We start from the raw sequence: 8,140 nt of genomic DNA on the forward strand, positions 1-8,140 counted from the left end.
GCGGTCCAGAAGAGGGGCGAAGCGCACTCCCGAGCGTTCCGCCTAGATGCCGAGCTTCTTCACTTCCTCGTTGTAATACTTGCGATAGAGGATGTCCCACTCCGCCGAGCCTTCCAGGATGGTGCGCTTCTGGTTCTCGATCTTCTGCCGCGCGACGGCGTCAATCTTCTCCTCTTCCTTCAGCAACTCTTCCAGGAGCCGGCGGGCCTCCTGGCGGATGGTGTTGCGGTCCTCGAGGAACTCCACCGCGTCGAGTTCGGCCAGGGTGTCGGCGATGACGTGGGCGAGCTTGTTCACCTTGTCGCGGCTCAGCCTCATAGCACCGCCTTGTACTTGCGCACCAGTTCGTTCTTCACCTTCTTGAACATCTCCTGGTAGCTGGCGCCGGTGCGGCGCATCTCCTCCGAATACTGCTCCAGGATGGCGCGCACCTCGTCGTTGATGCGGTCCTCGAGCGTCACTTCCTCGAGCATCGCCTCGTTCACGCGGGCGGTGACCGCGGCTGGCTCCTTGCTCTCGATGAACTCGCCGGCAATCAGCCGTTTCACGACTTCGCGGGCCAGATAGCCCACATATTCTCTGGATAGATGCATGACAGATGTGGGGAAACGCTATGAATGGAACAGAAAATTCTAGCATACCGCTTCCGCGGCCCGCGTCCGTTGACCCGCGCTACCCTGCGTGGTAGCTTTACCCGGCTGCAGCCAGCCGGCACGCGCGTAGCCGCGAATCCGAGGGGAGACGCCATGGAAGCGCTGGGACTGATCGAGACCAAGGGGCTGGTAGGTTCCATTGAGGCCGCTGATGCGGCCGTGAAGGCCGCCAACGTCCAACTGGTCCACAAGGAATACATCGGCGCCGGCTATGTGACCATCATGGTGCGCGGCGACGTGGCCAGCGTGAAAGCCGCCACCGACGCCGGAGCCGCCGCCGCCCGCCGCGTGGGCGAGCTGGTGAGCGTGCACGTCATCCCGCGTCCCCACGGCGACCTGGAAAAATCGCTGCCCATGATCAGCGGCAACGCCCCGCCCAAGAAGGGAATGCTGGGCTGAGTTGAGGAATTGTCGAATTGACGAATTGCCGAATTTGAACTGATTCACCACCCAGGCCGCGCTCCCGTATTTCAATTCGTCAATTCGAAACTTCCTCAATTCGACAATTGCCCGATGCCTGAAACAGCCAAGGCTGCGACACCTGAAGATCGCTCCGTTTCCGAGGTCCGTGATCTGGTTGATCGCGCCCACGCCGCCTTCCTGAAGTTCCAGCACTTTACGGTCGAGCAGGTGGACCAGGTCATCGACGCGATGGCGGCCGTGGCCACGGCCAACGCCGAGAAACTGGCGCGCCTGGCCGTGGAAGAAACCGGTTACGGGCGCGTTGAGGACAAAATTCAAAAGAACCTGTTCGCTTCCCAGCGCGTCTACGAGGCTGTTCGCGCCATGAAGACCGTGGGCGTGGTACGCGAGGATGCCGCTGCGGGCGTCATCGAAGTGGCCGTGCCAGTGGGCGTGGTGGCGGCCATTCTGCCCTCGACCAATCCGACCTCCACCGCCATCTACAAGATCCTGATTGCGCTCAAGGGACGCAACGCCATCGTGGTGAGCCCGCATCCTTCGGCCATGCGCTGCACCTGCGAAGTGGTGTCGCTCATGAGGCAGGCCGCGATTCAAGCCGGCGCGCCGGAAGACGTCATCTGCTGCTTCACGACGCCTTCGCAGGCGGGCACGCAGGAGCTGATGAAGCACCGTCGCACGGCGGTAGTGCTGGCCACGGGCGGTATGGGAATCGTGCGCGCGGCCTACAGCTCCGGCAAGCCGGCGTTCGGCGTGGGTCCGGGCAACGTGGCGGCGTTCATCGAGCGCAGCGCCGATGTGAAGAAAGCCGTCGCGGACGTGGTTTTCGGCAAGACCTTCGACTACGGCACCATCTGCTCCTCGGAGCAGGCCATCGTCGCCGAAGAAGCTGTCCGCCAATCGGTGATGGAGGAGCTGCGGCGGAATGAGGCCTACTTTCTGACGCCGGAAGAGATCGACACCCTGGGCAAGCAGATGGTCAACCTCGAGGCCCATACCATCAATCCCAAATTCGTCGGCAAATCTGCCCCGCGCGTGGCGGAATTGGCCGGCTTTCGCGTGCCGGAAGGGACGCGCGTGCTGGTGGCGCAGCTCGCCGGCGTGGGACGCGAGCATCCGCTCTCGGCGGAAAAGCTTTCGCCGGTGCTGGCGCTCTACTTCGCGCCTGACCGCGCCGCCGCCTTCGACCTGTGCGAGCGCCTGCTGCGTTTCGGCGGATTGGGCCATACGGTGGTCATCCACAGCCGCGACGAGCAGGCAATCCGTGAGTTCGGGGTGCGCATGCCGGCGGGACGCATCGTAGTCAACAGCCCCGCGCCGCAGGGCTCCATCGGCGCGACCACCAACCTGTTTCCGGCGATGACCCTGGGCTGCGGCGCCATGGGCGGCAACATCACCTCGGACAACATCTCGCCCATGCACCTGGTGAACCTCAAGCGCGTGGCCTATGAAAAGCGCCCGGTCACGGCTGCGGAACAGCCGGTCGCGATCGCGGCCCCTGCGCCCGCAGCCACCGCGGCTACAGCCTGCGCCTGCGCGGGCGAGAAGCCCGTGGAGCCGGTGGTGCTCGCCCTGCCGGAGCGCATCGCAGCCGCGCGCGCCGTGGAGCGCTTCCTGGCACGCAAGCCGGCAGCGGCTGCGGCGCCGGCGCCGCCTGCCGCTCCGGTTGCTCCCGCTCCGGCCGCGGCTGTGCGGCCCAAACCACGGGCGGTGGACTTCGTCAGCGTTGCGGAAGTGGAAGTGGCGCTGAAGCGCAAGCAGAAGATCCTGATCGGTCCCAGGACCATCATCACGCCCGCGGCCCGCGACCTGGCCGCAGGACGCGACGTTCTGGTGCCGACCGAATCCTGACCGGCTTCCGTTCTCTGCAGTAGCATTGGCCAATCGTTCCGTGCTCAAATACTCCTGCGCGGTGCGTTGATGCAGGACGACCTCACCAGCCTGATGGACGACATGACCGCCTTCATCGAGGGCCATGGACTGCGACGCTTCCACGGCTACGTGGGCGAGGAGGTGCAGACCGTCCTGTGGGACCAGAACGACGCGCCGGATTCCTGGAAGGATTTCGTCGAGCTGGCCAAAGGCGCCGGCGCGACTTTCCTCTCGATGCACGGCGGCCCGCTGACTCGCCAGGAAGTGGACACGCTGGTGGAGCGATTGAACCGCTCCCGCCGCGCCGATCCCGAGGACCTGGAAGAAGCGCGCTGGCTGCGCACCTACATCGGCCGAACCGGGTTCGTGCAGCTCGGCTGGCTGTACCAGGGGACGGCGCTGCTCTACGAAGTCTCCACCGAGTGGTACGAACGCTATGAAGCGCTGCTCGATCTGGCGGAAGACTTCGGCAACGTGGGCGACGAAGCCGGCGCCGACGACGAGCGCTGACCGCCGTGCGCTGGCAGCGTCGCGCGGCAGCGCCTGATCCCGCTCTCGTTTCCTCTCTTTGCCAAAGCGCCGGACTCGATCCGCTTCCGGCGCGCATCCTCGTCGCCCGTGGCATCTCCACGCCGGAAGCAGCGCGGCGCTACCTCGCTCCTTCCCTGTCCGACCTGCACTCGCCGTTCGCCATGTCCGGCATGCAACAGGCGCTGGCGCGTCTGGAAGCGGCCATCGCCCGCAAAGAGCCGATCTTCATCTATGGCGACTACGACGTTGACGGCACAGTCGCCATCGTCATCCTGAAGACCGCCATCGAGCTGGCGGGCGGCGTGGCCGGCTTCCATATCCCGCACCGCATACGCGACGGTTACGGCATGAAGGATTCCGTCATCGAGCAGGCGGCGCGCGACGGCGTACGTCTGGTGGTGAGCGTGGATACCGGCATCCGCGCCTTCGCCGCCGCCGAAGCCGCGCGACGGGCGGGCGTGGACCTGATCGTCACCGACCATCACCTGCCGCATCCGGAAGAGGGCGTGCCGGAAGCGTTCGCGGTGCTCAATCCCAACCAGCCGGGCTGCGCGTATCCCTCGAAGTCGCTGTGCGGCGCGGGCGTGGCCTTCAAGATGGCGCAGGCGCTGCTGGAGAAGATCGGTCGCGAGCGGCTCCTGCCCTCGTTCCTGAAGATGGTGGCGCTGGCGACCATTGCCGATGCCGTTCCGCTGGAAGGCGAGAACCGCGTGTTCGCGCGCCTGGGCCTGGAAGGCCTGCGTACGCCTGCGAACGCCGGCCTGAAAGCGCTGATGGAAGTGGCGTCGCTGGACGGCCGGCGGCCGCTCACCACCAGCGACGTGGCGTTTCGCCTGGCGCCGCGCATCAACGCCGCCGGGCGCATGCAGATCGCGCACGACGTGGTGGAACTGTTCTCGGCGCGCGACCAGGCCCGCGCGCGGGAGCTGGCCGCGCGCCTCGATGCGCTAAACGCCGAGCGGCAGCAGGAGGAGCGCCGCATTGTCGAAGAAGCTTTCCAGCGCCTGGAGGAGGACCGGGCGTTGCGCGAAAGCTACTGCCTGGTCGTGGACGGCGAAGGCTGGCATCGTGGCGTCATCGGCATCGTGGCCACGCGGGTGGTCGAGCGCTATAACCGGCCGACGCTGGTGGTTTCCCGCGAGGGCGAAGAGGCGCACGGTTCGGGCCGCTCCATCCACGCCTTCCACCTGCTGGATGCGCTCGAATCCTGCCGGCAGTTGTTCACGCGCTACGGCGGGCACGCCTACGCCGTGGGCTTCGCGCTGCCCAGTGCGCGGATCGGCGAACTGCGCGCCGCGATGAATGCACACGCCCGCGCCCGCCTCACCGAGGACGACTTTGTGCCCGTGCTCAAATACGATGACGAACTGCGGCTCGATGACGTGACGCCGGCGCTCTACCGGTCGCTCGCGCCGCTCGAGCCGTTCGGCGTGGGGAATCCGCAGCCGGTGTTCGTGGCGCGCGATGTGCGCATCCTGCAGCCTCCGCAGGTTCTCAAGGAAAAACACCTCAAGCTGCGTGTGGCGCAGCCCGACAGCGAGGGCAGGATCCGCCGCGCCTTCGACGCGCTCGGCTGGCGCAGGGCAGAAAAGGCTACGGAGCTGGCGGCGGGCGACGTCGTGGACCTGGCCTTCACCGTGGAAGGGAACAGCCATCCGGAATTCGGCGGGCTGCAACTGAACGTAGCGGATGTGACCAAGCCTTCGTAGAGACGGAGCTTGATGCGTCTGCTAGCCGTTGCAAGCAACATCTCTACGAACCGTTTGTTGTCATTGTGGAACAGGTGAGAGCGGTCGGTGCCCCATGTCTGCGCCGTGGTGTTCGGCGCAGACATGGGATCGACGCCAAGAAGACATCACCCACGTACGCGCCACTTGCGGGCGCGAACGTGGGGCACCGTCGGCCATCTCCAGTTAAGTACAGTTCTTCCAAACGGTTCGCTGACGCTTCTTTCACGTAGACTTGTTGCATGACCCTCGATGTCCCACGTTTGCGGCGGTGGTTTGCGGCGGCGGCGGTGCTGCTGGTGCTGGTGGTGGCCGGTTGGTACGCGGCCGGCCGCTGGGCGCAGCGGCGCGTAGCGCGCGAGCTTCCCAAGCAACTGGGGGTCGAAATCCAGCAGAGCACGGAGGGCTTCACGCTTTCGCGCTCCGAGGGCGGGCGCACGCTGTTCACGGTGAAGGCCTCGCGCGCCGTCCGGCTGACCGCCGGGGGCCGGGCCGAGCTGAAGGACGTGAGCGTGGTGATCTACGGGCGGCGCGCGAACCGCTTCGACCAGATCTACGGCTCCGACTTCGAATACGACCCCGACACCGGCAACATCGCGGCCCGGGGCGAAGTGCACATCGACCTGGAATCGGACGTGGAAGGAGCCGAGCGTCCTGACCTGGCGCCGCCGGTCGAACTGAAGAACCCCATCCATCTCAAGACGCGCGGGCTGGTGTTCAACCACAAGACGGGCAAGGCCGAGACGCGCGAGAAGCTGGAGTTCCGCGTCCCCTGGGCGAGCGGCACGGCGGTGGGGGCAAGCTACGACTCGGCCACGAATGTGCTGCGCCTGGGGTCGCAGATCGAGATCCGCTCCGGAAGCAAGCAAGCCGTGATCAACGCCGCGAGCGGAGTCATCAGCAAGGAGCCGCGGCAGGTGGAGCTGATGCAGGTGCGGGCGCAGCAGGGGGAGCAGCATTTCGAGGCGGATCGTGTGCGGGTGCTGCTGCGAGACGACAATACCGTGGAACGAGTGATGGCCGAAGGGAACGTGACGGCGGCGGAAGGTGGCGCCTCACCCGCCACGCTGCGGGCGCCGCGCGCCGAATTCCTGCTGAACGCCGCCCAGATGCTGCAGAGCGCCATCCTTTCCGGCGGCGTGACCATGGAATCGTCGGACGGAGCGGCCATGAAGGCCACTGCCGGGCGCGTCCTGCTGGAGTTCGCGCCGGGCAACCGCCTGGCCCGTGTCCGCGCCAGTGAGAACGCGCGCCTGGAGCGCAGGCCGCAAGGCCTGCGCCGCAGGGGATTTGAAGACGGCCAGAGGGTCGAAATTGCCGCCGATGCGCTGGATTTCCAAGTGCGGCAAGGCAAGTGGCTGGAGAAAGCGGCAACCGTCGGCGCGGGGCAGATCACGCTGACACCGATCTCTGGGACGGCGGCGTCCACAGTGATCACCGCCGCGGCGTTCGAGGCCGCATTTGGGAAAGGGAATCGGCTGCAATCGCTAAGGGGCGCGCCTGATGCGCGCATCACGTCGAACGTGCCGGGGGGGCCGCTGCGCGTGAGTACCAGCCGCCAGGTGCTGGCGACCTTCCGCGAGGACGGATCGGTTTCCGCCGTCGAGCAGGAAGGCGATGTGCGCTACACGGAAGGGGCGCGCACAGCAAGCGCAGAGAAGGCCCGCTACTTGCCGGCCGCAGATGAGATCGTGCTGACCGGTTCGCCGCGCTTCACCGAAGGGGCGATGTCCACCACGGCGCAGACGCTTCGGTTTTCCCGCCGCGAAGGCGAGGCGACAGCCGAAGGCGACGTCAAGACCACGTACCAGCCGGCGGGCGGGCAGGCCGGGGCGTCGGTCTTTTCCGGGAATAATCCCATCCACGTGACGGCGCGATCGATGGTGGCGCGCCGGGCGTCGGCCACGGCGCGCTACTCGGGAGGGGTTCGCCTGTGGCAGGGCGCGAATGTGATCGAGGCGCCGGCGGTCGAGTTCGACCGTGAACACCGCACGCTGCGGGCGAACGCCGGTAGCGGCGGACAGGTCTCCACCGTCTTCGTGCAGGCCGATGAGAAGGGCAATCTGACCCCCGTGAACGTTACCGCCACGACCCTGCGATACTCCGACGCCGAGCGTCGTGCGCACTTCGAGGGCGGGGTGACGCTCCGTGGCGCAGGCTTCAGCGTGGCCGCTGACCGGCTTGAAGTGGAGCTGCGCCCCGGTGGCAGGGAGGGCCCCAGCCGGCTGGAACAGGCCGTAGCGCAAGGACGGGTAGGGGTCTGGGAGGGGGAGCGGAGGGCGTCGGGCGAGCGCCTAGTGTACACGGCGGCCGAGGGGAAGTTCGTCCTGACGGGCACGCCGCAGCAACTTCCTAGCATTTTTGATGCCGAACTGGGCGCCACGACGGGCGATTCGTTGACTTTCTACAGTCGCGATGATAGGGTGCTGGTCGAAAGCAGCCCTTCGACCCGCAGCGTCACCCAGACCCGAGTCTCGAAGAAGTAATGCAGACACTGGCGACGGACGACATCGGCAAATCCTACCGCGGGCGGCGAGTGGTTAACGGGGTCAGCCTGCAAGTCCATAAGGGAGAAGTAGTTGGCCTGCTGGGCCCGAACGGCGCCGGCAAGACCACGACCTTCTACATGATTGTGGGCCTCACACCACCGGACAGCGGCCGGGTGACCTTCGACGGGCAGGACATCACCAGCGTGCCCATGTACCTGCGGGCGCGGCGGTACGGCATCAGCTACCTGCCGCAGGAGCCCTCCATCTTCCGCAAGCTGAGCGTGGAGGAGAACATCCTGGCGGTGCTGGAGGCCCAGCCCATCTCCTGGCACGAGCGCCGGGAACGGGCGGAGGAACTGATCGAGAAGCTGGGGCTGGCGCAGATCCGCCGCAACCCCGGCTATGCCATCTCCGGCGGGGAGCGCCGGCGGGTGGAGATCGCCCGCAG

8 protein-coding genes are annotated in these 8,140 nt (G+C 66.5%); 6 read left to right on the forward strand and 2 right to left on the reverse strand.

All coding sequences use genetic code 11. The annotated features are described in order from the left end of the window. Positions 1–42: 42 nt before the first annotated feature. Both VNK82_14520 and VNK82_14525 read right to left on the reverse strand, forming a co-directional pair. Complete coding sequence (locus VNK82_14520) at positions 43–318, reverse strand: DUF507 family protein (GenBank protein HXE92166.1); 276 nt, start codon at positions 316–318, stop codon at positions 43–45. Next, entirely contained in the window at positions 315–593 is a 279-nt protein-coding gene (locus VNK82_14525; protein HXE92167.1) for a DUF507 family protein, read from the reverse strand. Before VNK82_14525 ends, VNK82_14520 begins: the two co-directional genes overlap by 4 nt. Positions 594–746: 153 nt before the next feature. Between VNK82_14525 and eutM the strand changes: the two genes are divergently transcribed. From eutM to VNK82_14555, 6 genes are all read left to right on the forward strand, one after another. After that, positions 747–1,052 carry an ethanolamine utilization microcompartment protein EutM gene (gene eutM, locus VNK82_14530; GenBank protein ID HXE92168.1) on the forward strand — a complete coding sequence of 102 codons (306 nt, stop codon included), beginning with the start codon at positions 747–749 and terminating at the stop codon, positions 1,050–1,052. A gap of 114 nt (positions 1,053–1,166) precedes the next feature. Further along, on the forward strand, positions 1,167–2,924 hold the full coding sequence (locus tag VNK82_14535) for an aldehyde dehydrogenase family protein (GenBank protein HXE92169.1): 1,758 nt from the start codon (positions 1,167–1,169) through the stop codon (positions 2,922–2,924). A 69-nt stretch (positions 2,925–2,993) separates the two neighbouring features. After that, complete coding sequence (locus VNK82_14540) at positions 2,994–3,455, forward strand: hypothetical protein (GenBank protein HXE92170.1); 462 nt, start codon at positions 2,994–2,996, stop codon at positions 3,453–3,455. Between the two features lie 5 nt (positions 3,456–3,460). Then, entirely contained in the window at positions 3,461–5,185 is a 1,725-nt protein-coding gene (gene recJ / locus VNK82_14545; GenBank protein ID HXE92171.1) for a single-stranded-DNA-specific exonuclease RecJ, read from the forward strand. A 260-nt stretch (positions 5,186–5,445) separates the two neighbouring features. Further along, entirely contained in the window at positions 5,446–7,689 is a 2,244-nt protein-coding gene (locus tag VNK82_14550; protein ID HXE92172.1) for an LptA/OstA family protein, read from the forward strand. Continuing rightward, positions 7,689–8,140 (forward strand): ATP-binding cassette domain-containing protein (locus VNK82_14555; protein ID HXE92173.1); only part of this gene is annotated, 452 nt, incomplete at its 3' end. The genes VNK82_14550 and VNK82_14555, both read left to right, overlap by 1 nt.

The organism is Terriglobales bacterium, assembly GCA_035573675.1.
Lineage (GTDB): Bacteria > Acidobacteriota > Terriglobia > Terriglobales > Acidobacteriaceae > DATMAB01.

Excerpts from the sequence above, each read along its gene's own strand:
- VNK82_14550 (HXE92172.1), top strand. The coding sequence starts at position 5,446 with ATGACCCTCGATGTCCCACGTTTGCGGCGGTGGTTTGCGGCGGCGGCG.
- VNK82_14540 (HXE92170.1), top strand. The coding sequence starts at position 2,994 with ATGCAGGACGACCTCACCAGCCTGATGGACGACATGACCGCCTTCATC.
- VNK82_14525 (HXE92167.1), bottom strand. The coding sequence starts at position 593 with ATGCATCTATCCAGAGAATATGTGGGCTATCTGGCCCGCGAAGTCGTG.
- eutM (HXE92168.1), top strand. The coding sequence starts at position 747 with ATGGAAGCGCTGGGACTGATCGAGACCAAGGGGCTGGTAGGTTCCATT.
- VNK82_14520 (HXE92166.1), bottom strand. The coding sequence starts at position 318 with ATGAGGCTGAGCCGCGACAAGGTGAACAAGCTCGCCCACGTCATCGCC.
- VNK82_14535 (HXE92169.1), top strand. The coding sequence starts at position 1,167 with ATGCCTGAAACAGCCAAGGCTGCGACACCTGAAGATCGCTCCGTTTCC.